The sequence below is a fragment of the Kribbella sp. CA-293567 genome (genome assembly GCF_027627575.1).
Lineage (GTDB): Bacteria > Actinomycetota > Actinomycetes > Propionibacteriales > Kribbellaceae > Kribbella.
The window spans coordinates 6,363,363-6,388,989 of sequence record NZ_CP114065.1; the positions used below are offsets into that span (position 1 = coordinate 6,363,363).

General features: G+C 68.0%; 31 protein-coding genes. 14 read left to right on the forward strand and 17 right to left on the reverse strand.

The annotated features are described in order from the left end of the window. The 3 genes from OX958_RS29440 to OX958_RS29450 all read right to left on the reverse strand — a co-directional run bounded on the left by OX958_RS29440 (nucleotide 1) and on the right by OX958_RS29450 (nucleotide 4,091). The gene (locus OX958_RS29440) at nucleotides 1-1,182 is read right to left on the reverse strand and encodes a glycoside hydrolase family 76 protein (protein ID WP_270133239.1); all 1,182 of its coding nucleotides are present in this window, start codon (nucleotides 1,180-1,182) and stop codon (nucleotides 1-3) included. A gap of 78 nt (nucleotides 1,183-1,260) precedes the next feature. Then, nucleotides 1,261-2,502 carry a SpoIID/LytB domain-containing protein gene (locus OX958_RS29445; RefSeq protein ID WP_270133240.1) on the reverse strand — a complete coding sequence of 414 codons (1,242 nt, stop codon included), beginning with the start codon at nucleotides 2,500-2,502 and terminating at the stop codon, nucleotides 1,261-1,263. Beyond that, complete coding sequence (locus tag OX958_RS29450) at nucleotides 2,499-4,091, reverse strand: N-acetylmuramoyl-L-alanine amidase (protein ID WP_270133242.1); 1,593 nt, start codon at nucleotides 4,089-4,091, stop codon at nucleotides 2,499-2,501. Before OX958_RS29450 ends, OX958_RS29445 begins: the two co-directional genes overlap by 4 nt. A gap of 97 nt (nucleotides 4,092-4,188) precedes the next feature. Between OX958_RS29450 and OX958_RS29455 the strand changes: the two genes are divergently transcribed. Together OX958_RS29455 and OX958_RS29460 are read left to right on the forward strand one after the other, a co-directional pair. Beyond that, the gene (locus OX958_RS29455) at nucleotides 4,189-4,716 is read left to right on the forward strand and encodes a winged helix-turn-helix transcriptional regulator (RefSeq protein ID WP_270133243.1); all 528 of its coding nucleotides are present in this window, start codon (nucleotides 4,189-4,191) and stop codon (nucleotides 4,714-4,716) included. 82 nt (nucleotides 4,717-4,798) lie between these two features. Further along, the gene (locus tag OX958_RS29460) at nucleotides 4,799-5,632 is read left to right on the forward strand and encodes a hypothetical protein (protein ID WP_270133244.1); all 834 of its coding nucleotides are present in this window, start codon (nucleotides 4,799-4,801) and stop codon (nucleotides 5,630-5,632) included. A gap of 1 nt (nucleotide 5,633) precedes the next feature. Here the strand turns inward: OX958_RS29460 and OX958_RS29465 are convergent, their stop codons facing one another. Genes OX958_RS29465 through OX958_RS29475 form a run of 3 tightly spaced genes read right to left on the reverse strand, consistent with a single transcriptional unit; the run spans nucleotide 5,634 to nucleotide 6,710 of the window. Continuing rightward, entirely contained in the window at nucleotides 5,634-6,098 is a 465-nt protein-coding gene (locus OX958_RS29465) for a hypothetical protein (RefSeq protein ID WP_270133245.1), read from the reverse strand. 14 nt (nucleotides 6,099-6,112) lie between these two features. Beyond that, the gene (locus OX958_RS29470) at nucleotides 6,113-6,505 is read right to left on the reverse strand and encodes an SCO4402 family protein (RefSeq protein WP_270133246.1); all 393 of its coding nucleotides are present in this window, start codon (nucleotides 6,503-6,505) and stop codon (nucleotides 6,113-6,115) included. After that, nucleotides 6,492-6,710, reverse strand: a complete 219-nt coding sequence (locus tag OX958_RS29475; RefSeq protein WP_270133247.1) for an Imm32 family immunity protein — start codon at nucleotides 6,708-6,710, stop codon at nucleotides 6,492-6,494. The genes OX958_RS29470 and OX958_RS29475 overlap by 14 nt, the downstream gene beginning before the upstream one ends. Before the next feature lie 117 nt (nucleotides 6,711-6,827). Between OX958_RS29475 and OX958_RS29480 the strand changes: the two genes are divergently transcribed. From OX958_RS29480 to OX958_RS29490, 3 genes are read left to right on the forward strand one after another with little or no spacing between them, the layout of a single operon-like run. After that, nucleotides 6,828-7,391 (forward strand): hypothetical protein, encoded by a 564-nt coding sequence (locus OX958_RS29480; RefSeq protein WP_270133248.1) that lies wholly within the window; start codon nucleotides 6,828-6,830, stop codon nucleotides 7,389-7,391. 35 nt (nucleotides 7,392-7,426) lie between these two features. Beyond that, a complete protein-coding gene (locus OX958_RS29485; protein WP_270133249.1) occupies nucleotides 7,427-8,662 on the forward strand; it encodes a phosphotransferase in 1,236 nt (411 codons plus the stop codon). Then, nucleotides 8,646-9,038: a hypothetical protein gene (locus tag OX958_RS29490; RefSeq protein ID WP_270133250.1), complete on the forward strand. Its 393-nt coding sequence runs from the start codon at nucleotides 8,646-8,648 to the stop codon at nucleotides 9,036-9,038. Before OX958_RS29485 ends, OX958_RS29490 begins: the two co-directional genes overlap by 17 nt. A 141-nt stretch (nucleotides 9,039-9,179) precedes the next feature. Here the strand turns inward: OX958_RS29490 and OX958_RS29495 are convergent, their stop codons facing one another. Continuing rightward, complete coding sequence (locus tag OX958_RS29495) at nucleotides 9,180-10,559, reverse strand: NAD(P)H-quinone dehydrogenase (RefSeq protein WP_270133251.1); 1,380 nt, start codon at nucleotides 10,557-10,559, stop codon at nucleotides 9,180-9,182. A gap of 31 nt (nucleotides 10,560-10,590) precedes the next feature. Here OX958_RS29495 and OX958_RS29500 point away from each other — a divergent pair, with 31 nt between their 5' ends. Both OX958_RS29500 and OX958_RS29505 read left to right on the forward strand, forming a co-directional pair. Further along, complete coding sequence (locus OX958_RS29500) at nucleotides 10,591-11,052, forward strand: gamma-glutamylcyclotransferase (protein ID WP_270133252.1); 462 nt, start codon at nucleotides 10,591-10,593, stop codon at nucleotides 11,050-11,052. Between the two features lie 59 nt (nucleotides 11,053-11,111). Beyond that, nucleotides 11,112-12,770 (forward strand): phospho-sugar mutase, encoded by a 1,659-nt coding sequence (locus tag OX958_RS29505; RefSeq protein ID WP_270133254.1) that lies wholly within the window; start codon nucleotides 11,112-11,114, stop codon nucleotides 12,768-12,770. Between the two features lie 22 nt (nucleotides 12,771-12,792). On the opposite strand, the gene OX958_RS29510 is transcribed toward OX958_RS29505, so the two are convergent. The 4 genes from OX958_RS29510 to OX958_RS29525 form a co-directional block, all read right to left on the reverse strand. Continuing rightward, on the reverse strand, nucleotides 12,793-13,275 hold the full coding sequence (locus OX958_RS29510) for a hypothetical protein (RefSeq protein WP_270133255.1): 483 nt from the start codon (nucleotides 13,273-13,275) through the stop codon (nucleotides 12,793-12,795). A 142-nt stretch (nucleotides 13,276-13,417) separates the two neighbouring features. Then, complete coding sequence (locus OX958_RS29515; protein ID WP_270133256.1) at nucleotides 13,418-13,867, reverse strand: hypothetical protein; 450 nt, start codon at nucleotides 13,865-13,867, stop codon at nucleotides 13,418-13,420. Between the two features lie 201 nt (nucleotides 13,868-14,068). After that, on the reverse strand, nucleotides 14,069-15,001 hold the full coding sequence (locus tag OX958_RS29520; RefSeq protein ID WP_270133258.1) for a neutral zinc metallopeptidase: 933 nt from the start codon (nucleotides 14,999-15,001) through the stop codon (nucleotides 14,069-14,071). A gap of 145 nt (nucleotides 15,002-15,146) precedes the next feature. Further along, entirely contained in the window at nucleotides 15,147-15,713 is a 567-nt protein-coding gene (locus OX958_RS29525; protein WP_270133260.1) for a PH domain-containing protein, read from the reverse strand. A 128-nt stretch (nucleotides 15,714-15,841) separates the two neighbouring features. On the opposite strand from OX958_RS29525, the gene deoC reads away from it, so the two are divergent. Genes deoC through OX958_RS29550 form a run of 5 tightly spaced genes read left to right on the forward strand, consistent with a single transcriptional unit; the run spans nucleotide 15,842 to nucleotide 20,401 of the window. Beyond that, entirely contained in the window at nucleotides 15,842-16,798 is a 957-nt protein-coding gene (deoC, locus tag OX958_RS29530) for a deoxyribose-phosphate aldolase (protein WP_270133262.1), read from the forward strand. 3 nt (nucleotides 16,799-16,801) lie between these two features. Beyond that, the gene (locus OX958_RS29535; RefSeq protein WP_270133264.1) at nucleotides 16,802-18,238 is read left to right on the forward strand and encodes an aldehyde dehydrogenase family protein; all 1,437 of its coding nucleotides are present in this window, start codon (nucleotides 16,802-16,804) and stop codon (nucleotides 18,236-18,238) included. Further along, entirely contained in the window at nucleotides 18,228-19,100 is an 873-nt protein-coding gene (locus tag OX958_RS29540; RefSeq protein WP_270133265.1) for an aldehyde dehydrogenase family protein, read from the forward strand. The genes OX958_RS29535 and OX958_RS29540 overlap by 11 nt, the downstream gene beginning before the upstream one ends. A 13-nt stretch (nucleotides 19,101-19,113) precedes the next feature. Next, on the forward strand, nucleotides 19,114-19,347 hold the full coding sequence (locus OX958_RS29545; RefSeq protein WP_270133267.1) for a putative glycolipid-binding domain-containing protein: 234 nt from the start codon (nucleotides 19,114-19,116) through the stop codon (nucleotides 19,345-19,347). 28 nt (nucleotides 19,348-19,375) lie between these two features. Next, entirely contained in the window at nucleotides 19,376-20,401 is a 1,026-nt protein-coding gene (locus OX958_RS29550) for a S66 family peptidase (protein WP_270133268.1), read from the forward strand. Here OX958_RS29550 and OX958_RS29555 read toward each other — a convergent pair. From OX958_RS29555 to OX958_RS29565, 3 genes are read right to left on the reverse strand one after another with little or no spacing between them, the layout of a single operon-like run. Beyond that, nucleotides 20,391-20,813 carry a YciI family protein gene (locus OX958_RS29555; protein ID WP_270133270.1) on the reverse strand — a complete coding sequence of 141 codons (423 nt, stop codon included), beginning with the start codon at nucleotides 20,811-20,813 and terminating at the stop codon, nucleotides 20,391-20,393. The two genes, OX958_RS29550 and OX958_RS29555, sit on opposite strands and share 11 nt — an antisense overlap. 10 nt (nucleotides 20,814-20,823) lie before the next feature. Continuing rightward, complete coding sequence (locus tag OX958_RS29560) at nucleotides 20,824-21,471, reverse strand: hypothetical protein (RefSeq protein WP_270133271.1); 648 nt, start codon at nucleotides 21,469-21,471, stop codon at nucleotides 20,824-20,826. Between the two features lie 55 nt (nucleotides 21,472-21,526). Next, nucleotides 21,527-22,540, reverse strand: a complete 1,014-nt coding sequence (locus OX958_RS29565; RefSeq protein ID WP_270133273.1) for a serine/threonine-protein kinase — start codon at nucleotides 22,538-22,540, stop codon at nucleotides 21,527-21,529. Nucleotides 22,541-22,621: 81 nt separating this feature from the next. On the opposite strand from OX958_RS29565, the gene OX958_RS29570 reads away from it, so the two are divergent. Next, nucleotides 22,622-23,161, forward strand: coding sequence for an RNA polymerase sigma factor (locus OX958_RS29570; protein ID WP_270133274.1), 540 nt, complete (start codon nucleotides 22,622-22,624; stop codon nucleotides 23,159-23,161). A gap of 44 nt (nucleotides 23,162-23,205) precedes the next feature. On the opposite strand, the gene OX958_RS29575 is transcribed toward OX958_RS29570, so the two are convergent. Further along, the gene (locus OX958_RS29575) at nucleotides 23,206-24,618 is read right to left on the reverse strand and encodes a S28 family serine protease (RefSeq protein WP_270133275.1); all 1,413 of its coding nucleotides are present in this window, start codon (nucleotides 24,616-24,618) and stop codon (nucleotides 23,206-23,208) included. Between the two features lie 91 nt (nucleotides 24,619-24,709). Here OX958_RS29575 and OX958_RS29580 point away from each other — a divergent pair, with 91 nt between their 5' ends. After that, nucleotides 24,710-24,871, forward strand: a complete 162-nt coding sequence (locus OX958_RS29580; RefSeq protein WP_270133276.1) for a hypothetical protein — start codon at nucleotides 24,710-24,712, stop codon at nucleotides 24,869-24,871. Nucleotides 24,872-24,891: 20 nt separating this feature from the next. On the opposite strand, the gene OX958_RS29585 is transcribed toward OX958_RS29580, so the two are convergent. Beyond that, nucleotides 24,892-25,359 (reverse strand): YkvA family protein, encoded by a 468-nt coding sequence (locus tag OX958_RS29585; RefSeq protein ID WP_270133277.1) that lies wholly within the window; start codon nucleotides 25,357-25,359, stop codon nucleotides 24,892-24,894. Nucleotides 25,360-25,378: 19 nt separating this feature from the next. Then, a complete protein-coding gene (locus tag OX958_RS29590) occupies nucleotides 25,379-25,627 on the reverse strand; it encodes a hypothetical protein (RefSeq protein ID WP_270133279.1) in 249 nt (82 codons plus the stop codon).

The window sequence follows — 25,627 nt, forward strand, 5'->3', positions numbered from 1 at the left end:
TCAGGCCAGTTCGCCGTACTTGCCGCGCGGCCAGGCCAGCAAGGCGTCGATCTGGACCATGCCGGACTGCTCCAGCAACTGGACCGGTCCTTCGGCGAAGTGGAAGAGGCCCGTGGCGGGATCGCGGGCCTCTTTCCATGCCCGGGTGGAGTAGGCCTCGGCGACCGCCTTGTACTTGCGGTCGTGCGAGACGGAGTCCAGGATCAGCAGGTTCTTGAAGTAGATCGCGTTGAACCTGGTCGGCTGCTTCCACAGCCGGTCCTCGGCCGCGTAGAAGGCCAGCGAGGCCTTCGCGAGTGCCTTGGCGTCGTTCAGGTACTTCTTGTCGCGCGTTGCCTTGTACAACAGGGTTCCGGCACCCAGCATGACGCCCTGGTTGTAGCTCCACTGGGTCTTCTCGATCGTGCCGGCCAGGTCGATGTGGTCCCAGTACAGCCCGTTCGGCGCCAGCATGCACTGCTGTGCCCAGGCGTACATCTTCTTCGCCCAGGTCAGGTAGGACTTGTCCCGGGTCAGCAGGTAGAGGTGCGCGCCCAGCTCGGCGCCCGGGCCGTTGGAGATGGTGTTGCGGTCCTGGCTCCAGGGCGCCTGGGTCCAGTAGACGCCGCCCGCGCACGGGTGGGTGGTGTCGGTGTCCCAGCCGTGCACGACGAGCGCGAAGATCTCCTTCGCCCGTGCGAGCGACGAGCGGTCACCAGTCCGCTGGTACTGCTGGATCAGGTGCAGCCCGATCCACTCGTTGTCGTCGTAGAACTTGTCCCCGCCCTGACCGAGCGGCGGCCGCAGGTAGGAGTCGTAGCCCTTCGGCGTGGTGGTCGCATTCCAGTAGGGCTCGTACAGGTCCAGCCGGCGCTGGGCCTCCTGGTCGGCCTTGCGCCCGGAGCCGGGGATGCCGGCCAGGTTCTCGGCGGCGACCGCGGCCTGCGAGTAAGGCCAGATGTAGGAGTACGGGTTCTGCTGCTCGTTCGGGTACTCCTCCAGCAGCAGTCCCTGTTGGCCGACCTCGAAGTACTTGTTCAGCGCCTGGTACGACGCCTGGGCCCTGGCCGCCGGCGAGTGCGGTCCACCGGTCACTGCGCCGGCCTTCGCGTCGGCGGCCGGTGTGTGCAGCGCGGCCAGCATCCCGACCGCGAGCAAGCCGCCGGCGATCCGTTGAGTTGGTATACCAAATTTTCTGCGCATCGACTTGCTCCTCCTGGGGCGGCAGCGATTGACATCGATGTCACGTTCTAGCTGGCCAGGGGTTTCGCCGTCAATGCCTCAGCCCGAACCGAGTTGACTCCCAGTTGGCATACCAACCGACGTGGGTTGCACCCCGGCGAACGCGAACCAGGCCGATCGCAGGCCCAGTCGGCTCCTGACCTGATCTCCGGTCAGCACGACCTTCCCCTTCGAGCCGATCGCCTCGACCGACAGCACCCGGCCACCTGACGGACCGACCTTGGTTCGGCGTACGACCCGCAGACTGCGCAGGGAGCCGACTCCGAAGGCCGCTTGCAACTGCGCGCTGGTCCGGGTGACCCGCCAGGTCACATTCGGGTTCTTGTTGCCCGGGTAGGCGTCCCAGCCGTCCAGTTTCAGCACCTGGTACGCCGCGTCGCCGTCCGCCGTCGCGCCACCGTTGGAGGACGAGAACTCGGCCATGATCGGCTTGCTCCGGTAGAGCCGGATCTGCCCGGCCGTGGCCGCGATCGCCGCGTTGGTCTGGGACTTCTCCGAGTTGTAGCCGCCGTACACCTGACAAGAGGTGGTGTCACACAGGTCGTAGGCCCGCTTCGCCGCACGGTTGCGGTGGTACACCGAATAGGTGCGAGCGGCAACCGACTGGACCTGCAGCGCGGCCGGCCGCCAGCTCGTCAGGGCTTCGCGCGGGACCACGCCCCGCAGGTAGAGCTCCAGCGAGAGCACGTTGACGGTGTCGAAGTGGGCGCCGGACAGGTCGGCGGACCGCAGTACGCCGCGATAACGCACGACGGCGCCACTGGGCAGGACCAGCGAGATGACCGTCGGCCCCTCGAACTGCGCCATCCCGGTCAACGTCTTCCAGAGCGTCCACTTCTTCGCCTTGGCGTTGTACGAGCTGACCTTGGCGCCGCGTTCGCCGTACGGATCGATCGACCACTGCGCCCGAGTCGATGCCGTAGGCAACGTAAAGACCTTGCCCGTCTTCAGGTCTCGCAGCCGCAGCTTGTTCGCGGCGACGACCCGGACCCCGTCGGTGGTGTCGGCGCTGATCCGGATCCGGATCGCCCCGCTCGCCTTGCCCACCGTCGTTCCCGGGTAATAGAAGTCGAGGATCGACTTGGCCGAGCGGCCCGCGATCGCCGCGCCCTGAGCGCCGTACTGCGACATGCCGCGGCCGTGGCCGAACCCGCGACCGGTGATCGTCTGCGCCGCCTCTGGCTCGGGTGGAGCCACCGCGTACCCCTGTGCGGTCGCACTGAGCACCGTCGAGCCGAGGAGAACGGCGACGATCGCGCCGCGCCGGGTCGAGAACCTCATGAGACGTAGACCTTCTTGTCCCGGCTGTTGAAGGTGAGGGCGCCGCGCTGGAACTTCTGCCGCAGGCCACCCTTCACCGGGTACATGTCCGTGGTCGGCAGGCCGAGCCTCGACCGCTCGGCACCGAGAGCGGCGTACTTGCGGTGGATCATCCCGGCGACCGGGCGCATCGCGGTGCGTTTCGACCAGTACAGGCCACCGTTCTGGAAGTTCTGCACCTTGCTGCCGCTGACCCGGCCCACGCGGTACTCCGTCGTCGGAAGGCCGAGCAGTCCGTCCGGGCCGAGCTGGCGGTAGCGGGTCCGGAACAGGCCCGTCACCGAGTGCGCGCCGCTGGCCTTCGACCAGTAGATGTCCCGAGCGCTGAAGTAGGTGGCGCGACCTGTCTTCGTCCGGTGCTCACCCCAGAACGGTTGCCCCGTCACCCGGAATCCGCCGAGCGATTTGGCGTACCGGTAGATCTCGGTGGAGACGCTCTTGCCCATCAGGATGTTGGTCCGTTGCTTCAGCCAAGGAAGTTTGGAGTAGAGGTTCTTGCCCGGGCAGGCCGTCGCCTTGGTGTCGCGATGGCCGGAGACGGTGTGCAGCTTGCTGCCGGCCAGCACCACCGTGGTCAGCGGCGAGCGGTAGTTGGCGTCCAGCTTCCAGGCGATGATCCGGGCCGTCGTCTCCAGCATCGGGGCGGGCGGCGCGACCTGGTCGAAGTTGCCGATCAGCGAGACGCCGAAGGAGTTCGCGTTGAACGCCCCGGTGTGCGCGCCGAGCACGGGCAGTTGCGCACCGCCGTACCGGCCCTCGAAGGCACGGCCGAAGCGGTCGACGAGGAAGTTGTAGCCGAGATCGCACCAGCCTCGGCTCTTCACGTGGTACGCGTACATGCTGCGGACCATCGCCGGCACCTGCGTGCGGGTGTAGTTGTTGCGGTCGGCGGTGTGGTGGACGAAGGCGGCCTGCACGGTGCCCGTGTACTTCGGTTTCACGCAGGCCTTGCCGTTGTGGGCGCGGAGCCGCTCGTCGGCGCCCCACGCGCGCCTGCTCACCATGGCGGGCATCGCGTACGGCGCTCGCGCGGCCTCTGCCTCCACCGGATCCTGGATCGTCGGCGGCTCACTGTCGGCGGGCCGGACGCCGGGATTGATCAGGACCACCTTGGCGCCGGAGATCTTCGTCCCGTCGAGGGTGGTGAGGGAGGTCTGGACGCCGTTCGCGGTACCGACCCAGTACGGCTCGGTGCCGGAGCGCTGGTTGCCCTCGGCGGTGGCCGCGGCCGGGCCGTGGTCGTCCTCGACCAGCAGGTTCTCCCAGGCGGTCCACTGACCGTCGCGCTGGACCCGGATCCGGACCTGCACCTGGGCGGAGCTCTTCTGGTAGGGCCAGGTGACGCCGACCAGGCCGAACGGCTTGGTCTCCTGGGCCTGGGCGATCGAGTACTGCGAGCCCTGCGTCAGCGGCAGCTCTTCGTAGGTGGGGTCGGCCGACTGGAGGGTCTGGACGGCCGGCACTTCGGCAGAGGCGGGCGCGAGCGGCACGAACAGGGCCAGGCCTGTCACCGCGGTCAGCGCGAGTCGGGGTGAGAAGGTCTTGCTCATCGGACAGCCTTCTGCTAGACGGGACAGCAGTAATCGATTATGCGCACTGAGTGAGCGGCAGCCGTGCATTGCCGTCACCCTGCGTGGCGCCGGTAGAATGACTTCGGAAATCGAAGCGACCAGAGGGGTGGCGGTGGTGAACCGGTTCCGGCCCGAGGACCTGTCCTGCCCGTTGTCGACGACGGTGCGGCACGTCGGCGAGTGGTGGACGCTGCTGATCCTGCACGACGCCTTCGACGGCTACACCCGCTTCGACCAGTTCCAGCGCAACCTGAAGATCTCGTCCAGCATGCTGACCACCCGGTTGAAGACGCTGGTCGACGACGGGCTGCTGGAGCGCACGCAGTACCAGGACAGGCCGCCGCGGTACGAGTACCTGCTGACCGAGCTGGGCCGGTCGTTGCGGCCGGTGATCGTCACGCTGGCCGCCTGGGGCAACGCGCGGCTCGCGACCGAGGACCGGACGATGATCCTGGTCGACTCCGAGAGCGGCGAGGAGGTCGAGCCGGTGGTGGTGGACCGGTCGACCGGCCGGCCGATCGACGGCACGCGGTACGTGTTCACCGCTGGACCTGCTGCCACGGAAGCTATGCGGCGGCGGTACGAGCCGCCGCGAACGCAGTGATATTCAGGAGATTCTCAGGAGATTTCGGTCGCTTTCGACCGCCCGGTAGGCTCGACGCAACACTCGTCGAGGAAGGCCCGACATGTTCACCACCATTCTTGTGATCGCGGTCATCGTGATCGCCTTCATGGCGTTTCGCTCGTACCAGCGCACCCAACTCGAAACCAAGAAGAAGCACGAGATCACCGCGGGCGAACTGGAGTCGGTGAAGCGAACCGCCGACGAGGACATCACCAAGTTCGGTGAAGAGCTGCAGGACCTCGACCTGGACATGGTCGGCAAGGACCTCGGCGACGGCGCCCGGCAGGACTACCAGCGCGCGCTCGACTCCTACGAGTCGGCCAAGTCGGCCGTCGGCCAGGTCACCGAGGCCGAGCAGATCCGGCACGTGATCGAGATCCTCGAGGACGGCCGGTACGCGATGGCCTGCGTCCGCGCCCGGGTGAACGGCGAGCCGCTGCCCCAGCGCCGCCCGTCCTGCTTCTTCAACCCCCAGCACGGCCCGTCGGTCGCCGACGTCACCTGGTCGCCCCCCGGCGGCGCCCCGCGTGAGGTCCCGGCCTGCGCCGCGGACGCCGAGCGCGTCCGGGCCGGTGCCGACCCCGACATCCGCAAGGTCATGGTCGGCCCGCAGCGCGTCCCGTACTGGGAGGCCGGCCCGGCCTACTCCCCCTACGCCCAGGGCATGTTCGGCGCCCTCGGCGGCGTGATGACCGGCATGTTCATCGGCACCATGCTCGGCGGCATGTTCGCCGGCGGCGGCTACGGCGACATGGCCGGCGGCGGCTTCGAAGACGGCGGCGGCGGAGACGGCGGTGGCGGCGAAGGCGACTTCAGCGGCGACGGCGACTTCGGCGGCGGAGACGGCGGCGGCTGGGACTTCGGCGGCGGCGACTTCGGCGGCGGAGACTTCTGAGCTAACTAAAACCACCGGAACCCTTGGGGTTCCGGTGGTTTTCTCTTTCCCCCGCAACTCCTCCTTCGCGGCAAGGAAGCCCCGCAAAGCCACAGAGCTTCTCGACAACCTGTGTGACCTCAGCCGACTGAAAACCAGTGCGAAGGAACAACTCGCGCTCGCCGAACGCCGACAGGACCCTTCGAGCCAACCGGCAGAGCACCAACCACTGCCGTTCAGTCAGACGCAGGTAGACCACATCGCCAGCAGCGGAACAAGAGCCGCTCTCAGCAACAGAAACCAGGCGGAACGAAACGGTTTCATGCGCCAAGGCGTCCGCATCGCTGATCAAACGCCAAATGACGGTGCAGTCGTCATCGGAGACAGCAATCGAACCCAAGTACTTTGGAGAGATCTCCGAGAACTGCGACGCCGCCGCTCGCAGGACATCGAACTCGTACGAACTCAGACCTACGTCTCGCTCCACCAGCTCTCCCCTGCTTACAGCACAACTCGAAGGCCGCCTGCCCGGATCATCGCTGCGAGCGCGACACTTGCCGCGCTGACCACACTGGGCCACTGAGTGTCTGAGATGAAGACCTCGTCGCCCGCGTCACCGTGACGGTCGAGCAGTTGGTCCAAGATCGCGCCTACGGCTCGGAGGCGCTCGATCTCGTCGCCGGGAAGCAGCACGGTGCCCAGAGAATCCTCTGGGTTCGGCAACACTTCCGTGTCGTCGTAGAGCACGTCAATGTGGTAGTCGAAGTTGTCGAACCCCCCTGCCTTGAACCCTTGTCTCTCTATCCACGCGCGCCGCTGGTACTCCGTGTCGGAGAGGACGGCGAGAGAGTCCAGCACGTCGCAACGCATGTTCGGGTACTCAACGACTGTCATGCCGCTCAAGAATGAGATCGAAAGGACCTTCGATTTCCTGATCTGCTGTCAGGTGGAGGTGATGGCCACTTGGTACGCCGTCCTGTGCCAAGGTCAACAACTGGCGAGCCAACGAAATCAGGCCTGCTCGGTTTGCCGTTAGACGAATCTCAGAACCGAGCACCTCTGCCTCGATCTCGAAATCCTCATCCCACTCGAGGCGCATACCGCCTCCCACGTCGTACTCCGGAACGTTTATAGGCACAATCATCTCTTCTCCACGCTCCTTGTCGTTTGTTTACCCTGAGCCTTCGGCTGCGCGTGTGTTACTGAGGAGACCATCTTGGACAGCTCACTGGCGATCGCCGGCATCGGCGTACTGGGGACGTTGGTTGCCTCGACCCTGTCGCCGTTGATCTCCGAGCGGTCGAAGCGGCGGGAGTTCGAGCGGGCTCGGGCTGAGCGGCTTGAGCAGGCGGCGCGGGACGAGGCGCGGGTGCGGCGGTTGGAGCTGCGCGAGGGGTACATCACCTTCAACGCGGCGGCGCGGGACTACCATCGCGCCCTCCGCGCCTGGTCCTCTGCGGCTGACAACGGGACCGAGCGGCCGGCTGAGGCGGTTGAGTTGCCGCAGATGCGGCAGGCGTTCCAGACGGCGTACGCCGAGGCACAGATGATTGTCAGCGCGCCGGTGCTGGTGCTCGCTCAGCAGATCGCCAGAGGGCTCGCGGATGCGTACGCCGTCCTCAAGCACCGTGAGGACGGCACTCACGATCCTTCCACCGACACGACCGAGAAGGCGCGGGAGATTCTGCAGAAGGCGTGGGTGCCGTTGCGGGAAATCCGGATCGCGATGCGGTCCGACCTCGAGCTGAGCACGGATGAGAAAGCTCTCAGAATGCGCTAACAAGTCGCTCATCGGGGGCGGGCAGTGTTGTCGGTATGACAGAAGACAGCGCGTTCCTGGAGCTCCTCACCGGTGGGGCGGCCGGTGAGATTCTGGCGGCGGCTGTTGGGGCCGGCGGCGGGGAGTTGCTCAGCTGGCGGGCCGACCAGGTCGACCACCACGGTGGCGGTACGACGGTTGCCTACCGCGCGGAGGTTCTGCGCGACTCGGTAGTGCGGTCTGAGGTCTTCTGCGCGACTGCTGGTGGAGCGCTGCCGGACGGTGTCGCAATCCTTGGTGACGATGAGCTGCAGGTAGGAGTCTGGGCCGCTGCGGCCGATCCGTTGCTTCCCGGGATGCGGGCGGCGATGAACCCTGCCGCTGTCTCGGCGCTCTTCGAGAACTGCGGGCTCGGCAAGGGTGAGGTCGGCCTCAAGCTGCTGTCTTATCGACCGTTGCGACGGGCTGTTGTCGAGGCCACTGGAGCGCTGGGACGCCTTTATCTGAAGGTGGTTCCGCCCGCCAAGGTCGAGGCGCTGCATGATCGTCACCAGCTGCTGACGCGCGCCGGGGTACCGGCTCCGAAGAGTCTTGGCTGGAGCGACGACGGGCTGCTGGTACTGGAGAATCTGCCCGGCAAGAACCTCCGATCGGTACTGCGCTCAGGCGGGCCGCTGCCGGATCCGTCGGAACTGGTGCGAGTGCTCGACGCGCTTCCGGCCGAGCTGCTCGACGCCCCTCGCCGTACGTCCTGGCTGGAGCGGACCGAGTACTACGCCCGCTCGGTCGGCAACGTCGTACCGGAGCTGGCCGCGTCGGCTGCAGAGCTCGCCGCCAAGATCGTTGCGGAAAGCAACAGTGGCCCGATCGTCCCGGTGCACAGCGACTTCTACGAGGCGCAGGTTTTCGTGGACGCGCGGGGCTCGGTGACCGGGCTGCTCGACGTCGACACGGCCGGACCGGGTGATCGCCTCGATGACCTCGCCTGCCTGGTCGGTCACCTGGACGTTCTCGCGCAGGTGCTGCCGCGGCATGCGTCCGCGATCGGCGCCTACTCCGCGCACTGTCTTTCCACCTTCGACCGGCACGTCGATCCGCGCCAGCTCCGGCTGCGGGTCGCGTCGGTCGTCCTTTCACTCGCCACCGGCCCGCACCGCGTGCAGGAAGCCGGCTGGCGGCAAGCAACCCGGGAACGACTCCTCCTGGCCGAGAGCTGGGTCGAGGCCGCAGACCGGGTCAACCGGAGCCGACGGCTCCAAGAAGAAGGGATTCACCATGTCAGCAACGCGTAAGTGGGCCGTAGTCGGATCGATCGCCGCCATCTCCACGATCGGCATCGGAACCGCGGCGTACGCCGCCCCGAACCTGAACGACCCGTCGCCGGCGACCCCGAGCGTCACTACGCCGGGTGTCACGCCCAGCACCTCCGCCGGCCCCGGTACGACGACCGCCGCGCCGGCAACCGCCTCCGCCGACACCCCCGGCGAGGTCGCCAGCACGAACACGCCGGGCGAGCCTGCCTCGGCCAACACCCCGGGCGACACCACGTCGGCCAATACCCCGGGCGACACCAACACCCCGGGTGACACCGAGTCCGCCAACACCCCGAATGACACCGCCTCGGCCGACACCCCCGGCGACACCGCCTCGGCGAACACTCCCAGCTGATCGGCACGTCCTGCTGTGCTCGGTTGGCTTGTACACACCGACAGGCAGTAGTCGGTCTCGCGGCCGGTCGCCACGCTCACTCGAGCGTCGGCCGGCCGCCGTACGGGGACTACTGCCTGTCGTTGTGCACGGAACCTGAGGTCAAGACCGCAGGTGGAGCCGACGGGCGGCTTCGGCTATGGAGCCGGAGACCGACGGGTAGACGGTGAAGGACTGAGCCATCTGGTCGACCGTGAGACGGGTGGCAACGGCCAGCGAGATCGGGTGGATCAGCTCGCTCGCGCGGGGCGCGACCACCACGCCGCCGACGATGATGCCGGTGTTCGGCAGGCAGAAGAGCTTGACGAAGCCGTCCCGGACGCCCTGCATCTTCGCCCGCGCGTTGTCGGCGAGCGGCACCTTGACCATCATCGCGGTGCTGCCGCCCGCGTCCAGCGCCGCCTGGGTCACGCCGACCGTGGCGATCTCGGGGGCGGTGAAGACGTTCGAGGAGACCGTCGACTGGTTCAGCGGCGCCACCGCGTCGCCGAGCGCGTGGGACATCGCGATCCGGCCCTGCATGGCGGCCACCGAGGCCAGCATCAGTACGCCGGTGCAGTCGCCCGCGGCGTAGACCCCGCGGGCCGTCGTACGGGACACCCGGTCGACGGTGACGAATCCGCCGTCGCCCAGCGACACGCCCGACTCGACGAGCCCCATCTCCTCGGTGTTCGGCAGCGATCCGACCGCGAGCAGCGCGTGCGAACCCTCGACCGTCCGGCCGTCGGTCAGCGTCACCACGACGCCGTCGCCCTGCCGCCGCACCGACTCGGCGCGGGACTTGCCCAGCACCGTCATGCCGCGGCGCTTGAAGACGTCCTCCAGCACCTCGGCGGCGTCCTTGTCCTCGCCCGGCAGCACCCGGTCCCGGGACGAGACCAGCACCACGTCGCTGCCCAGCGCGTCGTACGCGCTGGCGAATTCGGCACCGGTGACCCCGGACCCGACCACGATCAGCCGTTCGGGCAGCTCCTCGAGTTCGTAGACCTGTTCCCAGGTCAGGATCCGCTCACCGTCCGGCTCGGACCCCTTGAGGATGCGCGGCCTTGCCCCGGTGGCGATCAGCACCACGTCGGCGTCCAGCCGCTCGTCGCCGACGACTACGGTCTCCGGCCCGTCGAGCCGGCCGCGGCCGTTGATCACCCGGATCTTGTCGTCGATCAGCCGCCGCCGGATTCCCTCCGACTGGGCCGTCGCCAGCGCCTTGACGCGCTGGTTGACCACGGAGAGGTCGACCCGCACCGAGTTCGCCGGGTCGTCGTCGCCGTCCTCCACCCGCAGACCGAGCTGGCCGGCCTCCTCGACTTCTGTCATCACCTCCGCCGTGGCGATCAGCGTCTTGCTCGGAACGCAGTCCGTGAGCACGGCGGAACCACCGATCCCGTCGGAGTCGACAACTGTCACCTCCGCCCCTAGTTGGGCGGCCGCACTCGCCGCTTCGTAACCGCCTGGACCGCCACCGATAATCACAACTCGCGCCACGAGAGGCCATTGTTCCGTATCCTGTGATCTCGTGACCCTGTACGCCGCGTTTGCGTCGAATCTGGACCCGAACTTGATGTCCGAGCGGTGCCCGTACTCCCCCCTGCGCGGGACCGGGTGGATCGTCGGCTGGCGCCTCACCTTCGGGGGTGAGGAACTCGGCTGGGAGGGCTCGATGGCGACCGTCGTCGAGGATCCCAGCGACCCGACCAACCAGGTCTTCGTCGCCTTGTACGACGTCAGCCCGGTCGACCTCGAGCGCCTGGACGAGTGGGAGTTCATCGACCAGGGTGTCTACCGCAAGCTTCAGGTCCGGGTGCAGACCCTGGACGGCGAGCAGCTCGCCTGGATGTACGTCCTGAACGCCTACGAGGGAGGTCTGCCCTCCGCGCGCTACCTGGGCATCCTCGCCGAGGCGGCCGAGGCGGCGGGCGCTCCGGACGACTACGTGGCGGACCTCCGGGCCCGTCCGTGCCAGAGCTCGGGTCATTGACCGGCTCTGACTGACACTCGGCGGTCCGCCTGACCGCCGATACTGGGCGGTATCGTGCGGTGGTGACCGTCAACGATGCCGCTCTGCCCCGTCTTGCCGCCCAGGCCTGGCTGGCCGAGGACCCTGATCCCGACACGCGCGCCGAGCTGCAGGCCCTGCTGGACGCCGGCCCGGAGGCCGACGCCGAACTGGCCGACCGCTTCGCCGGCACCCTCGAATTCGGTACGGCGGGCCTGCGTGGCGCCGTCGGCGCCGGGTCGAACCGGATGAACCGGGTGGTCGTCATCCGCGCCGCGGCCGGGCTGGCGGCGTACCTGAAGGCCAATGGGCTCACCGACGGTCCGGTCCTGATCGGGTACGACGCCCGGCACAAGTCCGACGTCTTCGCGCAGGACACCGCCGCGGTGATCCGAGGCGCGGGACTGGATGCCGTCCTGCTCGACCGGCCGGCGCCGACGCCGGTGGTCGCGTTCGGGATCCGGCACCTGAAAGCGGTTGCCGGAGTGGTCGTCACGGCGTCGCACAACCCGCCGCAGGACAACGGATACAAGGTCTATCTCGGGGACGGCTCGCAGATCGTGCCGCCGGCCGACCGCGAGATCGCTGCTGCCATCGAGGCCGTCGGGCCGTTGGCATCGGTACCGCGTGGCGACGACTGGCAGGTGGCCGGTGACGACCTGCTGAATGCTTATCTCGACCGGATCGCGACTCTGGTGCCCGCGGATGCTCCCCGGGAGCTGAAGGTGGCCTACACGCCGCTGCACGGCGTCGGGCGGCTGCTGGTCGAGGCCGCGGTGCAACGCGCGGGCTTCGCCGTACCGGCTGTGGTGGCGTCGCAGGCTGATCCGGACCCGGACTTTCCGACCGTGGCGTTCCCGAATCCGGAGGAGCCGGGGGCGATCGACGCGGCGCTGGAGTTGGCGCGGTCCGTCGAGGCCGACATCGCGGTGGCCAACGACCCGGATGCGGATCGGTGTGCGGTCGCGGTACCGGATGCTGGTGCCGAGGGTGGCTGGCGGATGCTGCGCGGGGACGAGCTGGGGGCCCTGCTCGGTGAGTTCCTGCTGTCGTCGCGACCGGCTGGGGTGGCGGCATGCTCGATCGTGTCGTCGTCGCTGCTGGGAAAGATCGCGGCGGCGTACGACGTCGGGTACGTCGACACGCTGACCGGGTTCAAATGGATCGGGCGCGTGCCTGACTTGGTCTTCGGCTACGAGGAGGCACTCGGGTACTGCGTCGACCCGGGCGCGGTGAAGGACAAGGACGGTGTGTCGACGCTGGTCCGCGTGCTGCAACTCGCTGCTGCTGCCAAGGCGGACGGGCGCACGCTGCTGGATCTGCTCGACGACCTGGCGAAGAAGTACGGCCTGCACGCCACCGACCAACTGGCCGCACGGGTCGACGACCTGAGCTTGATCGCCGCGGCGATGGACCGGCTCCGCGCCACTCCCCCGACGTCGCTGGGCGGACATGCGGTCGAGCGCGTCGAGGACCTCAGTGAGGGTTCCGAGGCGCTGCCGCCGACCGACGGTCTGCGCTACTCACTGTCGGCCGGTGCTCGGGTGGTGGTTCGGCCGTCGGGCACGGAGCCGAAGATCAAGTGCTATCTGGAGGTTGTCATCCCGGTAACCGGGGATGACGTCCCGAGCGCGCGCGCCCAGGCCGCTGTCGAGCTGGCCGCTATCAAGAAAGATCTCGCCATCGCAGCCGGAATCTGAACATTTCGACCCTTGAGAGTCGCTAGCGTCGGGCCTGTGTTTGCTGCTGGTGACGTCTGAGCACGCGGATCAGGAACACCGGCATCGTCAGGCCCAGCAGCAGGAGAAGTGCACCGCCGACCAGCGACCATCCCCAGCTGTGGTCCTCGGTGTAGGCAATGGATCCGTCGGCGTCGTCATGCAGGCGCACATCGGCGATCCGGGCAGGCATCGGGTCGGTGCGGGAGACGCTCACCCCGTCGAGCAATTTGATGCCTGTGTGGGTGACCGTGCCGTCGTGGCTCACGAAATCGCCGATCCAGGTACAGCTGCTCTTGCCGCAGGTGCGGTCTGTCGGGGCGAAGCTGCCGGACGGTCCGTTCGCCAGGGCAGAGCGGCCATCCAGGCCGGCTTTGATCCCGGCGCCGCCGCCGAGGAGGCCCATGAGAACGATGCAGACGATCATGAACCAGACGAACACCGCCCCACCGCGGGTCATCGGCTTCGGTCGCCTCGCTGCAGTCATGGCGCACAGCCTGCCACGAGCCCGCGTCACTCCCCTGCCGGCAACTGACTCAACCGACTCCAGAAAGGCCTGGAATGCCTCGTGGCTGCTGCCAACAGGCAGCAGCCACGACGAGAGGCCGTTCCCGGCAGCTGGTGGCGGGTCAGCTGGTGAGGGCTGCTGCTTCGGCCTGCTCGGCTCGCAGGGAGCTCTGCAGGGAGGAGTGCAGGATCTTCAGGGTGCTGGTGGACTGCATCAGCGCCTCGCGCTCGTCCGGGTTGCGGTTGGCGAGCGTGGTGATCTCGTGGATGCTCGCCTCGATCCGGGCGATCCGGTCGGCGACGGAACCCTCACCGCTGCTGGCCCGGCGGACCGCCTCGGAGGTGACGGTCCAGACGTCTTCCTTGTCGTTGGTCCGCCGCGACAGGTCGACCATCTGACCGAGCGCGGCCAGATCGCTGTCGATCTGCGTGCGCTCGACCGGTGAGGTGATCCCGGCCGTCCCCTGCCGTAGCCGGGTGACGTGACCGGACAGCTCCGACCAGCTGCACTTGCCGCTCTTGATCTTGTCCAGCACCTTGGTGTACTCGGTGTTGAACTCGTCGTAGTTCACGATCCTTGACTCCTGCCGTTCGTGGGTCGACCAAGACTGTAAGGCGTGCGGACCCGAACACGGTAACCACACGATCGCAGATCGTGAACGTGTCGGCCAAATTGCAACATTCGACCGGATCGGACAAAAGCCGCCTGGAACGTGAACGCGTTCCAGGCGGCTTTGTTACTCCGGGATCACCCGGAGATTGTGTCAGTCGGGTCAGGCGACCCGGCTCGCGGCCGAGTTGAAGGTGTTGCAGCGGCTCGCGTAGGTCTTGCTGCTGGCCGCGTAGAAGCCGGCGTGCGACCACCAGCCGTGGTTGGCGAACGAGCCGTGGTCACGCGGGTAGCCCTTGACGTCACCGGAGTGCTCGACCAGGTACTTCCACTGGGTGTAGAGGCCGCCGGACAGCGGGTAGTACTTCTTGTTGGCGCCGAGCATCGCCGAACCGAGGCAGGAGGCCTGCAGCTCACGGCGACGGCTCTCCTCGAGCTTCGCGGCAGTGGTCTTGAACGCGTACTGACGCGACCAGGACGCCGACAGGATGCCGGTCCGGTACTGCACGTGGTGCCCGTACTCGTGAGCCAGCGTGTTGGTGGCGTAGGCGCGGGCGTAGGTCGGGCTCTGCTTCCAGAAGCCCGCGATGTAGGCCCACGGGATGTAGATGTGCGACTGGTTGCCGTAGCCACAGAAGTACGAGGTCGGGTAGCTGACCGTGCCGCAGTGGGTGGCGACCTTGCTGGCGGAGTAGACGACGAGGACCGGCTTGATCGAGTAGTTGGCGCCGGAGGCCTTCAGGGTCGGCGCCCACGCTGCCCACATGCAGTTCAGCAACTGCTGGTCGTAGGCCTTGACGCCGGCCGCGGTGCGCAGGGAGACGTTGACCTCCTTGCACTTCGACGCCTGCAGCGCGCCGGTCTTGTAGAGCTTGTTGTAGCGAACGATGTTCGTGTTCGAGCTCGCCAGGGTGGTGGCCTGGGTGCCCTGGATCTTCGCCTGGGACGCGGCGGACTTGCCCAGTTCGGCGGCGGGGATCTGCGGCGGGACGCCACCAGTCGCCTGCGCTGCCTGAACCGGCATTGCCAGCGCTGCGAATCCGGCCACGGCGGCGACGCCGGCCAGGACGCGCTTCTTGCTGGAGAGGTTGACCATGAGCTCCACTCTCGGTGATTCGGGGACCTTGCGGAGTCCATCCTGGGTGACCCTGAGGTTCATCCCGGGGGCGGACACGGGTTCGGACGCGGCCGATCGGGGTGAAGTTCCCCTCAATCGCCGACTTTCCTGGCAGTGCAGGAGATCAGCGGAGCAGCTGGGCGATCAGAGCGGTCACGGCGAGTACTGCGGCGAGGGCGAGCTCGGGGCGGGCCCAGGTGGTGACGATCTTCGCGTCCTCGGCGCCCGTTCCGCCGTACAGGTTGACGTGGTGGTCGATCCGGTCGACGACGAAGTCGGCGCGGGACATCGAGTTCTCCGCCTTGAGCTTGCGGCCGCCGACGCGGGACTTGCGCATGTCGCGCATCACCAGCTGGACGCCCGGGCAGCGCAGCTTGCCGGTCTCGGTGTGCACCCGCAGGATGTCGGTCACGTCGGTCTCGGTGATCAGGTTCCACGGCACGACGTGGTCGCGCAGATGGTTACGGATCAGCAGGTTCTGCGGGCGGAGCGTGACCGACGGACGGAACAGGCCGACGTACGCCGCGACCATCAGCAGACCGATCAGGCAGGCTGCCACCAGCCCGCCGAGCGTGCGCCACTCCACCACGATGTCCACCAGCCCGGCCACCCCGATCACCAGCACGAGGACCGCGGTGATCCGGTTCGACTGGGACAGGTACTGCTCGTTCTCCATCGACTTCGAATTCACCCGGACAACGTAGCCGCAGCAGGGAAGGATCCCTAGATTCGCGCTCGGATCGGAGCCGACCTGTTGCCGTCCTGGTACCTGTGTACGGCCGCGAACGAGGCAGCCGAAACGCGATTAGACTGCCCAGCGTGACCACTACCGACACTGGCGTCGACAGTCTCGCCGACGTGACCTCGTCCGAGGACCGGCTGCGCCGGTTCCTGCTGGGCCTGCCGGGCGTCGACCAGGTCGGCGCCGAAGCCCGGGCCGCCACCCTGAGCACCCGGTCGATCAAGACCACCGCCAAGGCGTACGCGCTCGATCTGGCCATCCAGATGATCGACCTGACCACGCTGGAGGGCTCGGACACCCCGGGCAAGGTGCGGGCACTGTGCGCGAAGGCCAAGCGCCCCGACCCGGCCGACCCGACCGCGCCCCAGGTGGCAGCGGTCTGTGTCTATCCCGACCTGGTGGCCACGGCGAAGTTCGAGCTGCGCGGCAGCGGGATCAACGTGGCCAGTGTCGCTACCGCCTTCCCCAGCGGGCGTTCCAGCCTCGCGATCAAGGTGCAGGACACCAAGGACGCGGTCGCCTCCGGTGCCGACGAGGTCGACATGGTGATCGACCGCGGTGCCTTCCTGTCCGGCCGGTACGGGCTGGTCTTCGACGAGATCGCCGCGATCCGCGAGGCCGCCGGCGACGCGCACCTGAAGGTCATCCTGGAGACCGGCGAGCTGGTCACCTACGACAACGTCCGGCGCGCGTCCTGGCTGGCGATGCTGGCCGGCGCGGACTTCATCAAGACCTCCACCGGCAAGGTCTCCCCCGCGGCGACGCTGCCGGTGACGCTGGTGATGCTGGAGGCGGTCCGCGACTACCACGAGACGACCGGGCTGCACATCGGCGTCAAGCCGGCCGGCGGCATCCGGACGGCCAAGGACGCGATCAAGTACCTGGTCACCGTCAACGAGACGGCCGGCCCCGACTGGCTGGACCCGGAGCTGTTCCGCTTCGGCGCTTCCAGCCTGCTGAACGACCTGCTGATGCAGCGCACCAAGCTGGCCACCGGGCACTACCCCGGCCCCGACTACTTCACGCTGGACTGAGGCATGAGCAGATTCGAGTACGCACCGGCGCCGGAATCCCGCGCGATCGTCGACATCAGGTCGTCGTACGGGTTGTTCATCAACGGCGCCTTCTCCGAGGCGACCGACGGCAAGCCGTTCAAGACGGTCAGCCCCGCCTCGGAGGAGGTGCTGGCCGAGGTCAGTGAGGCCGGTCCGGCCGACGTCGACCGCGCCGTCAAGGCCGCCCGCAAGGCCTACGAGAAGGTCTGGGGCCCGATGCCCGGCCGGGACCGCGCGAAGTACCTGTACCGGATCGCCCGGCTGATCCAGGAGCGGTCGCGCGAGCTGGCCGTGCTGGAGTCGCTGGACAACGGCAAGCCGATCCGTGAGTCGCGCGACGTCGACCTGCCGCTGGTCGCCGCGCACTTCTTCTACTACGCGGGCTGGGCCGACAAGCTCGAGTACGCCGGGGCCGGCGCCGACCCGCGTCCGCTCGGCGTCGCCGCGCAGGTGATCCCGTGGAACTTCCCGCTGATGATGCTCGCGTGGAAGATCGCGCCGGCCCTCGCGGCCGGCAACACCGTGGTGCTGAAGCCGGCCGAGACCACCCCGCTGACCGCCCTCGCGTTCGCGGAGATCTGCCAGCAGGCCGAGCTGCCGCCGGGCGTCGTCAACATCGTCACCGGCGCCGGCCGCACCGGGCAGGCGCTGGTCGAGCACCCGGACGTCGACAAGGTCGCCTTCACCGGGTCGACCGCCGTCGGCCGTTCGATCGCCAAGTCGATCGCGGGCACCGACAAGAAGCTGACTCTGGAGCTCGGTGGCAAGGCCGCCAACATCGTCTTCGAGGACGCCCCGATCGACCAGACCATCGAGGGCATCGTCAACGGCATCTTCTTCAACCAGGGCCACGTCTGCTGCGCCGGTTCGCGGCTGCTGGTCCAGGAGAGCGTGTACGACGAGGTCCTGGCCCGGCTGAAGCGCCGGATGTCGTCGCTGCGCGTCGGTGACCCGTTGGACAAGAACACCGACATCGGCGCGATCAACTCCGCCGAGCAACTGGCCCGGATCCGGGAGCTCTCCCAGATCGGCGAGGACGAGGGTTCCGAGCGCTGGTCGCCGGAGTGCGAGCTGCCCACGCAGGGATTCTGGTTCCCGCCGACCGTCTTCACCGGCGTCTCCCAGGCGCACCGGATCGCCCGCGAGGAGATCTTCGGGCCGGTGCTGTCGGTGCTCACCTTCCGCACCCCGGCCGAGGCGGTCGAGAAGGCGAACAACACGCCCTTCGGCCTGTCCGCAGGCGTCTGGACCGAGAAGGGCTCGCGAATCCTCTGGATGGCGAACCAGCTCCGGGCCGGCGTCGTCTGGGCCAACACGTTCAACCGCTTCGACCCGACCTCGCCCTTCGGCGGTTACAAGGAGTCGGGTTACGGCCGCGAGGGCGGCCGCCATGGTCTGGAGGCCTACCTTGCCCACTGACAGCAGCCGCCTCGACGTGCGCAAGACCTACAAACTGTACGTCGGCGGCGCCTTTCCCCGCAGCGAGTCCGGCCGGACGTACGTGGTGTCCAACGCCAAGGGCAAGTTCCTGGCGAACGCCTCCCAGGCGTCCCGCAAGGACGCTCGCGACGCGGTCGTCGCCGCGCGCAAGGCGTTCGGCGGCTGGTCGGCGCGCACGGCGTACAACCGTGGTCAGGTGCTCTACCGGATCGCCGAGGTGATGGAGGGCCGGCACGACCAGTTCAGCGCCGAGGTCGCCGCCTCCGAGGGACTGTCGATCAGCAAGGCGCGCGCGGTCGTCGACGCCTCGATCGACCGCTGGGTCTGGTACGCCGGCTGGGCCGACAAGCTGGCCCAGGTGGTCGGCTCCAGCAACCCGGTGGCCGGCCCGTACTTCGACTTCTCGTTGCCTGAGGCAACTGGCGTGGTCGCGGTGCTGGCGCCGCAGGACTCCAGCCTGCTCGGCCCGACCAGCGTGATCGCGCCGGCGATCGTGTCCGGCAACACGGTGGTGGCGGTCACGTCGTTCGAGCGGCCGCTGCCCGCGGTGACACTGGGCGAGGTGATGGCGACCTCCGACGTACCGGGTGGGGTGGTCAACATCCTGACCGGCTCGGCCACCGAGATCGGCCCCTGGCTGGCCTCGCACTCCGACGTCAACGCGATCGACCTGGCCGGTATCACCGATGCCGCCGAGGCGACCGCGCTCGAAGCCGCCTCGGCGGAGAACCTCAAGCGGGTCCGCCGCCCTGCCGTCGAGGACTGGACCGAGTCTCCGGGCCTGTCCCGGCTCACGCAGTACCTCGAACTGAAGACCGTCTGGCACCCGATCGGGCTGTGAGCGCGGACCGGTGATGGTGCTGTGGAGCGGTGACGGCGCCTGGACGGCGGAGGCAGCTCAGCTCGAGCTGCGGTCGGACGGCGCCGGTCATTGGCAGTGCACCACGTCCGTCGACGGCGAGGCCTATCAGTCATCGGAGTCCGGGGTGCGATTCATCAGCCTGGACGGTGATTTCGTCGCCGACCTCCAGCTCGACACCGACGGCCTGATCGTCAACTACCCGGGCATCGCAAAACGCGTGGGCTGACCGGCCGTCGCTTGTGTAGCTTGGCGGCATGTTGTTCTCGCGCAAGGTTGTTGCCGGTGATCGTGTTGCCGTGGTCTCGCCGTCGGGTGGGCTGCCCGAGGTGTTTCCGGCGCCGTACGAGCTGGGTCTGGAGCGCCTTCGGGGGTTCGGGCTGGAGCCGGTGGAGTATCCGACCACCCGGAAGCTCGGCACCACCCCTCAGGAGCGGGCCGCCGACCTGCATGCCGCCTGGAGCGACCCGTCGATCCGGGCAGTGATCGCCTCGATCGGTGGCGACGATCAGCTCACCGTGCTGAAGCACCTCGATCCGGAGGTGTTCCGGGCCGATCCGAAGCCGTTCTTCGGGTACAGCGACAACACCAACCTGCTCAACTTCCTTTATTCACTGGGCATCCCGGCTTATCACGGCGGCAGCGTGATGGTGCAGTTCGGGCGGGGCGGGGCGATGCACCCCGACAGCGAACGATCCTTGCGGGCAGCGCTGTTCAGCTCCGGCGACTTCGAGCTGACTGCCTCCGGCTGGACCGACCGCGACCGCGACTGGGCCGATCCCAGCACCTTGGAGTCCGAGCCCGAGCTCTTCCCCGCGACCGAGTGGAGCTGGCACGGAAGGCAGGACCAGGTGAGCGGCCGGCTCTGGGGCGGTTGCCTGGAGATTCTCGAATGGCAGCTGGCCGCGAACCGGTGGATGCTGCCGGTCGAGGAGTACTCCGGCGTCCTGTTCCTGGAGACCTCCGAGGAGCTGCCGTCGGCCGACGACGTCTACTGGATGCTCCGGAACTTCGGTGAACGAGGGCTGCTGGAACGCTTCGACGCCGTGCTCTGGGGCCGGCCGAAGTCGTGGGCGCTCGACCGGCGCTCGACGCCGGAGGAGTCGGCAGCTTTCGTCGAGGCGCAGTACGCCGCCGCACGCCGTGCGCTCGCGGAGTACAAGCCTGACGCGCTGCTCGTCACCGGCCTGGACATCGGCCACACCGATCCGCAGCTGGTACTGCCCTACGGCGGCATCGCCACACTCACGCCGGCGACTCGGAGCATCTCGGTCAGCTACTGATGTTGGCGTCGGCTTCGCGCGACCGGGCCCGGGCCTCCGGGGTGTAGGCGTCGCCGAAGTCGTCCGCCTCGAAGATGAGCCGGAGGTCGACACCGCGCGAGTTGCCCATGTCGGCCTCCAGGCAGCGGGAGGCCCACGCGATCGCCTCCTCCTTCGAGGCGACCTGGATCAGGGCGTAGCCGGCGATCAGTTCCTTCGTCTCCGCGAACGGGCCGTCGAGAACGCGAGGCTTGCCGTCCCGCACCTCGAGCCGGACGGCCTGGGAGCTGGGGTGCAGCCCGTCGCCGCCGATCAGGACGCCCTGCTCCGCCATCTCGGCCATCAGCGCGGTCATCGCCGTGATGCTCTCCTCGCTGGGCATCGCGCCGTTCTCGTACTCTTCGGTCCCGCGAAACGTCATCATGTAGCGCATAGCGCGCAGGCTAACGGATCTGGGTCCTGGTCAGCGCGGGATTCGGATCGGGGTGGCAGGCGACCGGTGACTTGATGGTGACGAACTTCCACTTGATGGTGGCCTGCAGGCTGAGGCCGGGATCGTCGAAGCTGGTGCCCTGAAGCCTCGTCTCCACCACCCGGCCGCGAGCGCCGGCTTTCAGGCGCACCGACAAGCTCGGCAACTGGTACGCCGCTCCGCCGGGGACCGGGCCGCCGACGCGGACGGTCAGCACGCTGCCGTGGCGTTCGAGCGTCGGGGTGGAGCCGAGGCCGGAGCCGCCGGAGAGCCTGGCGCTGACGAACGAGGTGTTGGCGGGGACCGGGATCCGTAGCTGAAGATCGCGGACCTCCTTGAGCTTGAAGCCCTTGACCTCACCCGGCAGGTTGCCCGGCTTGAGGTCGACCGCCACGGTGAAGCGCTCTCCGCTGCGGACGCTCGCCGGAGCCTTCGCATTCACCCCCTGCCTGAGCTGGAAGGTCTGCTTGCCGAACTTGGTGTCAGCTCGGCAGGCATAGCTCGCAGTCGGGCCGGCGGCTTCTGCTGTTCCAACTGTGAGAACCGGTGCGACCAGTACCAGGCCTGCGGCGAGGAGTGATGACTTGCGCAACCACATCTTGATGCAGTGAGTAGTCATACGACTACCCTAAGGAGTCGAAGCGGGGTTTGACTGCCCTCGTCTCGCCTGGTGATCAGCGGCCGACGAGGAACCAGCCGCCAGCACCTGCGAGAAGGAAGAGGACCGGTAGAGCAGCGAGCAGCCAGCCGCGCCGGCCTCGCTCAGCGGGCGCTCGGGCCGCGATCGTCGTACGGACCTGGTCCTCGTCGCCGAAGGTGGTGCGCTGGGCGGCGAGCATCGGCGCCTCCTGCTCCAGCCGGTACGCCTCCGCCTCGAGACGGTCGGCGAGAGTGTCGGCGCGGTTCCAGCGATCACCTGCGCGGTAGGCGAGCGTCCGGGCGAGAATCTCGTCGATCTCGCCGACAGAGTCGTGCAGCAGCGGCCGCAGGCTCGGCGGCTTGCTGTCGGGGTCGCGGGCGAGCACGTCGGTGATCGACGAGGCCACGAACGGCGGCCGGCCGGTCATCAACGCGTAGGTCACCGCGCCGACGGCGTACACGTCGGCGCGTTCGTCGAAGCCGCCGTCGCCTCGCCCCTGCTCCGGAGCCATGTACGACGGAGTTCCGACGGCTTGTGTCAGCCCTGACGCCTCGGCCGCCCGCTTCGCCAGCCCGAGGTCGGCCAGCACGATCCGGTGCGTGCCACCACCCGACTCGAACCCTTGGGACGGCCGGAGCAGCAGGTTCGCGGGAGTGATGTCGCGGTGGACGACGCCCGCTTCGTGCAGCGCCGCGACGGCTCGCGCCAGGTCAGCGCCCCACCAGAGCGCGTCGGCGGGCTCCAGCGGACCGTGCGCCAGCACCTCGGCCAGTGAACCGCCGGGCACGAAGTCCATCACGAAGTACGGGCGGCCGTCCGGCAGTTGGCCGAGGTCGAAGACCCGGACCACCCGGTCGCTCGCGATCCGGCGCATCAGCCGGGCCTCCGAGAGGAAGCGTTCGCGCACGTCCGCGCGGGAGGCCCAGTTGTCGGCGAGCACCTTGACGGCGACGTCCACGTCGAGATCGTCGTCGTAGCCCCGCCAGACCGTCGCGAACGCGCCTGCGCCGATCTTCGCCTGCAACCGATACCGCCCGATGACGTCCATCCCCGCTATTGTCGAGCACTGCAGGGATCAAGGCGAACACATAACGCCATGGCGGCAGCGTGGTGGCGAACCTGGGAGAGCATGAACGAGGATCTGGAAGACCTCGCGGCCCGCGCCGCGGCCGGCGACGAGAGCGTCATTCCCGAACTGCTGCAGGCGATCCGCCCGCAGGTGCTCCGCCGTGTGTCGAAGTTCCTGCCGTTTCGTGAAGACGCCGAAGAGGCCGCCCAGGACACCCTGCTGACGGTGGCGACCAAGATCCACACCTTCAAGGGCAGCGGCAGTTTCGCCGGCTGGCTGACCGTGGTCGCGACGAACTGCGCGCGGCAGACCTACCGGTCGCTGAAGCGCCGGGCCGTCGAGCAGTCGGCCGAGGTGCTGCCCGAGTCGGTCGATCCGCGGACCACGTCGGTGATCGCCGGTTCGCGACTCGATCTGCTGGAGGCGTTGGAGGCCCTGGAGGCGAGCCATCCGCAACTGGTCCAGCCGCTCGTCCTCCGCGATCTCGGCGCGATGACCTACGCCGAGATCGCCGAAGAACTGGCTGTCCCGCTCGGCACCGTGAAGGCCCGGATTCACCAGGCCCGCAAACAGGTGGCCGAGCACCTCACCATCCGCTGAACTGGTCCTGGGGCCCGTTCGCCCGGGGAGCAGCATGCGCCGGTCTACCGCAGGCGGCCCTGCCGCTGCGCTCCCGGGTCGATCGTGTTCGTCTTCGTCTGCGCGACCGCCGGGTTGGCGGCGACACCCATCCACTTCTGCAGGATCTGGGTGGCCTCCGTACGCTGCGGCAACGGCAGTCCGCCGATGCTCGCGCCGTGGTTGCCGTTCGGCACCGTGAACCAGTGCGAGTCGCGAGTACCGCGACCGGGCTCGAACTTCTCCGCGCTCCACGGGTCGTTCTCGCCGTACACGAACAGCATCCGCTGACCGGACCGCTTCAGCCACAGATCCACGTCGAGCATCGCGAACGGCTCGTGCCGGGGCTCGATCGAGTCCGGTACGGCGGCCGGCGCGTCACCCGCCTCGCGGTACCGCAGCAGGCCCTTGAGCCAGGTCGTCTTGCTGGCGACGTCCGGCCAGTTGAGCTGCTGGGTGGCCTGGAAGTAGTACGGCAGGAAGCCCGCGGTGCCTTCGTCGGAGTAGAACGACCAGCCGGAGATCTGGTCGATGAAGTCGAACAGTTGCTGATCCGTCGCAGCCGCCGTCCCGGGGACCTGCGGGCAGTTCGCCTGCGAGCTGTACTGCCAGAAGGCGAACGGGGTGTCCAGTACGGCCGCCTCGAGGGCGCGATCGGCCGAACCGAAGGTGCTCTCGTAGGTCAGCCCGTTCTGCGCGGCGTACTCCTTCAGCTTCGCCAGCATCGCGGGCCTGCGCAGCAAGGTGTTGCGTTGCAGGTTGCGCAGAGCCAGGTTGCAGGCGTCGTCCGTACCGGCGTTCTGGATGAAGCTGACGTAGGAGTCGTGGCGGTTGTTCACGTCCTGCGGGGCGACGTAGGCGACCGTCGCGTCGACGTCGTTGGGATAGAACCTGCGGTGGTAGACCGAGGTCATGCCGCCCTTGCTGGCTCCGGTGCCGACCCACTTGCCGGCGTACAGGGCCTTGCGGAACGCCTGCACGATCCGGTGCTGGTCGCTCGCGGCCTGCCAGATGTTGAGCTTGGACCAGTCCTGGCTGGCCGGCGTGGAGGTGTTGAAGAAGCGCTGCTCGACGTTCACCTGGTTGCCGTCGACCAGGCGCGTCGGCTCCGAGGTGAACGCGCCGCCGACACCGCCGTACCCGGTCGTGTGCAGGACGGTCGGGCGGACGAAGTCACGGTGCCACAGGGTCACCCGCTGCTCGAACTTCTCGCCGCCCGGCTTCTTGTGATCGGCCGGCTGGGTGTAGCGCAGGACGAAGAACGGCTTCCCACCGACGACACTGCTGGTCTCGATCCGCAGACCGGGGATCGTCTGCAGCTTCGCCGTGACGTCGGCGACCGGATCAGCGGCCTGGACCGCGGGCGCTGCCGTCGCGGTGGTGAGCGCGGACCCGGCCACCAGGGCGGTGACCAGGGCAAAGCGGATGAACCGGCGCACGGGCGGACTCCTCAGTCGTGGGGCGACACTGCTGATGAGAGTAAGCGGCCCCACCGACAAGCGCGACCCCTTGACAGGTAGCGTGCGGCGCATGTGCCGAGCGGTGAAGTGCAAGAGCTGTGGAAAGACCACCTGGGCCGGCTGTGGACAACATGTCGCCCAGGTGAAGCAGGCCGTACCGGCGGCCGAGTGGTGCGGCGGCCACCCGAAAGAGGAGAGCCCGGGTCTCTTCGCCCGCTTCTTCCGCCGCTGACCGGCCGGGTGTTCGAGGGCCTACCTGGGCGGCAACCCGCGCCTTTCGCGCTCATGCCTCAGGTACAACCCCGCGGCCGTCGACACGCTGGTGAACAACCAGACACCGACGCCGGCGTCATCCGCGATCCCGATCAACGGCAACAGATCCGGCAACACGTCGATCGGCGAGATCAAATACACCAACGCCACGCCCCACAACACCTTCTGCCCACCACTGACCCCGCCGTACCCCTCAGCCTTCGCAGCCCGCAACAACCGCGGCAGGGCTTTGGCCCGCTCGAACACATCCCCCACCGGCACCGGCTCCCCCCGCTCCTTCTTCCGCTTCCACTTGGCGCGGCGAAGCAGCCCGATCCCGGCGATCGCGGCACCTAGCAGGAGGAACGTGACCCCGATGCCCGAGGCGGGGATGCCGATGACATCGCCATCCCGAAACACCAGGGTCAACAACCCCACCAGCCCGACCAGTCCACCGAAGATCACCATTCGCCGATGGTAGTTGCCGCTAGCTCGATTCGCTTCTGTCCTGGGGAGGGATCTCGCTGTTCGTCTGGTGAAGAAACTCCCCGACAACCATCACAACGATGCCGGGGAGGAAGATCCTGTCGTCGTTCAGCAAGGCTCCCGCCAGGACGAGCGCCCCGCCGGCGGCACTGATCCAGGCGAGGTGCTGGTGCTTCTGCGCCGACAGCCAAGCCGCACGAAGTAGAAGCACCAGCGCGAGAACACCGAGTAAGGCCTGTTCTCCGCTCAC

What these genes read in the sequence shown, in the direction of transcription:
- OX958_RS29485 (WP_270133249.1), top strand. Translation starts at nt 7,427, where the DNA reads ATGACAGAAGACAGCGCGTTCCTGGAGCTCCTCACCGGTGGGGCGGCC.
- OX958_RS29550 (WP_270133268.1), top strand. Translation starts at nt 19,376, where the DNA reads ATGTTGTTCTCGCGCAAGGTTGTTGCCGGTGATCGTGTTGCCGTGGTC.
- OX958_RS29490 (WP_270133250.1), top strand. Translation starts at nt 8,646, where the DNA reads ATGTCAGCAACGCGTAAGTGGGCCGTAGTCGGATCGATCGCCGCCATC.
- OX958_RS29585 (WP_270133277.1), bottom strand. Translation starts at nt 25,359, where the DNA reads ATGGTGATCTTCGGTGGACTGGTCGGGCTGGTGGGGTTGTTGACCCTG.
- OX958_RS29535 (WP_270133264.1), top strand. Translation starts at nt 16,802, where the DNA reads ATGAGCAGATTCGAGTACGCACCGGCGCCGGAATCCCGCGCGATCGTC.
- OX958_RS29580 (WP_270133276.1), top strand. Translation starts at nt 24,710, where the DNA reads ATGTGCCGAGCGGTGAAGTGCAAGAGCTGTGGAAAGACCACCTGGGCC.
- OX958_RS29560 (WP_270133271.1), bottom strand. Translation starts at nt 21,471, where the DNA reads ATGACTACTCACTGCATCAAGATGTGGTTGCGCAAGTCATCACTCCTC.
- OX958_RS29440 (WP_270133239.1), bottom strand. Translation starts at nt 1,182, where the DNA reads ATGCGCAGAAAATTTGGTATACCAACTCAACGGATCGCCGGCGGCTTG.
- OX958_RS29510 (WP_270133255.1), bottom strand. Translation starts at nt 13,275, where the DNA reads ATGACTGCAGCGAGGCGACCGAAGCCGATGACCCGCGGTGGGGCGGTG.
- OX958_RS29450 (WP_270133242.1), bottom strand. Translation starts at nt 4,091, where the DNA reads ATGAGCAAGACCTTCTCACCCCGACTCGCGCTGACCGCGGTGACAGGC.
- OX958_RS29470 (WP_270133246.1), bottom strand. Translation starts at nt 6,505, where the DNA reads ATGACAGTCGTTGAGTACCCGAACATGCGTTGCGACGTGCTGGACTCT.
- OX958_RS29570 (WP_270133274.1), top strand. Translation starts at nt 22,622, where the DNA reads ATGAACGAGGATCTGGAAGACCTCGCGGCCCGCGCCGCGGCCGGCGAC.
- OX958_RS29520 (WP_270133258.1), bottom strand. Translation starts at nt 15,001, where the DNA reads ATGGTCAACCTCTCCAGCAAGAAGCGCGTCCTGGCCGGCGTCGCCGCC.
- OX958_RS29545 (WP_270133267.1), top strand. Translation starts at nt 19,114, where the DNA reads ATGGTGCTGTGGAGCGGTGACGGCGCCTGGACGGCGGAGGCAGCTCAG.
- OX958_RS29460 (WP_270133244.1), top strand. Translation starts at nt 4,799, where the DNA reads ATGTTCACCACCATTCTTGTGATCGCGGTCATCGTGATCGCCTTCATG.
- OX958_RS29555 (WP_270133270.1), bottom strand. Translation starts at nt 20,813, where the DNA reads ATGCGCTACATGATGACGTTTCGCGGGACCGAAGAGTACGAGAACGGC.
- OX958_RS29565 (WP_270133273.1), bottom strand. Translation starts at nt 22,540, where the DNA reads ATGGACGTCATCGGGCGGTATCGGTTGCAGGCGAAGATCGGCGCAGGC.
- OX958_RS29475 (WP_270133247.1), bottom strand. Translation starts at nt 6,710, where the DNA reads ATGCGCCTCGAGTGGGATGAGGATTTCGAGATCGAGGCAGAGGTGCTC.
- OX958_RS29445 (WP_270133240.1), bottom strand. Translation starts at nt 2,502, where the DNA reads ATGAGGTTCTCGACCCGGCGCGGCGCGATCGTCGCCGTTCTCCTCGGC.
- OX958_RS29455 (WP_270133243.1), top strand. Translation starts at nt 4,189, where the DNA reads ATGACTTCGGAAATCGAAGCGACCAGAGGGGTGGCGGTGGTGAACCGG.